Source organism: Cytophagia bacterium CHB2 (assembly GCA_030263535.1).
Classification (GTDB): domain Bacteria; phylum Zhuqueibacterota; class Zhuqueibacteria; order Zhuqueibacterales; family Zhuqueibacteraceae; genus Coneutiohabitans.
Genome location: SZPB01000680.1, coordinates 1 through 1,515, shown reverse-complemented (window position 1 = coordinate 1,515; position 1,515 = coordinate 1). Strand labels below are relative to the sequence as shown.

The 1,515-nt window shown below is 53.7% G+C and carries 1 protein-coding gene; it reads left to right on the top strand.

Features of this window, described 5'->3' with window-relative positions; genetic code table 11:
* The first annotated feature begins 726 nt into the window (after positions 1–726).
* The gene (locus tag FBQ85_30185; GenBank protein ID MDL1879401.1) at positions 727–1,398 is read left to right on the top strand and encodes a hypothetical protein; all 672 of its coding nucleotides are present in this window, start codon (positions 727–729) and stop codon (positions 1,396–1,398) included.
* Positions 1,399–1,515: the final 117 nt, after the last annotated feature.

Here is a 1,515-nt window from a genome sequence, read left to right as displayed (position 1 = left end):
AAAAGGAAGCCACGCTGCTCAAACTGCTGGCCGATCCCGACACGCGCGACGCCATGCTCGATCATCCGCGGCTGCTCGCCTGCCTGCTTGAAAAACAACGCACCGCTTCCCTCTCTCTTTTTCTTTATTTTTATATTCTGGTGCGGCAGGCGCTTAAAACTTACAACATCGATGATCGCGCCGTATCGGATTATGTGGCCGGCTTGCTGGCGGAATTTGCCGGGGGCAATCGCGCCTATCGCGTCGATTCACATTCCGCCAAAGAATACCGCTACCTTGTCGATCTCATGCAGGATTTGCTCGAAGCGAATTCCGAGCAAACGTTTCATCTGCGCAGCCATCTGGGCAATTATGCGCTGTTTCTTACCGGCCTCTTCCCGGATTTTGTTTATCATCGCGTCAAGTATCATCCTCCCTCGCCGGATTTTTCTTATTACGAACAAGTGGGCAGCAACAATTTTCAACTCGCCGCGCAACATGCCATGGCGGAACGCTACCGCTTGAGCGAGATTCTGGATCTGCTCGGCCGCCGCTTCCAACGGGTTCGCCTGGCGTTAAATCATATGGCCGATCGTTTTTTGCACATGGATCGCAATCCCGGCGCCACCGACAAAGTCATGCGCCGCGTGGATCACTTCATCGATACCCGTCAGTGAGGCCGCCTTGCGCGAGCTCGGTTCGTTCGTCAAAAACGGCAACCGGTAACCTGAATCGCCCCTGATCACCATGTCTCTCTTAGCCGATATTCAAAAAATCACGGAGCGCACCTATCAGCCGACCGGCGTGAACTTCGAAGAGTTCATCATTCCGCGCGAGCGCTATATTTATTTATCTCAATATGATTTCACCTGCGGCGAGTTGTCGGAGAGCGCGCGTGTTTTCTTTCGCGTGCATGAACGCCGGCTCTATGTCGGGATTTACTATTCGCGCGACTTGATTCGATCCCTGGAAAAGCATGATCCTCGCGCCGGCCTTTCCGAGCGCAACATCTCAGCGTTCTGCGTGTTCATGGAAGAGATCAATCATGCCGTACACGGCGCGTTGAAGTTTATGGAAGGGTTGCCGGATTTCGGACAGGAAAGCTTCTTGCAGGATTTGGAATTGCAGGCCAAGATCGACGCCTATCTCTTGCTCAAATACTTTCTTGCGTTTTTCAACACAAGCAAACAGCTCGAAGCCATGGACCGGCTCTGGCTGCGCCATCATCTTTTTGAACGAGAGGAATTGAATTATGCCTCTTCCGCGCTGGCCGAACGATATCACCAGGCCGTCGTTTTGGGAGAGAAATACACGCGCTTTTTGGATGGTTTGCCCCCGGCCGAGCGCCTGCCGGAGATCCGGCGCTTCCGCCGCATGCCTTATCACACCAAGCGAACGTACATCAACTGCCTGCCGTGACGCCGTGGCTGTCGCCGTTGGCCACGAACATCATTTTGCGCACACGCTCCTTCAACACGTCGATCAAAAAAGGCTTGGCCAGAAATTCCGTAGGTGGCAGTTGCAACGCTGCTTCGA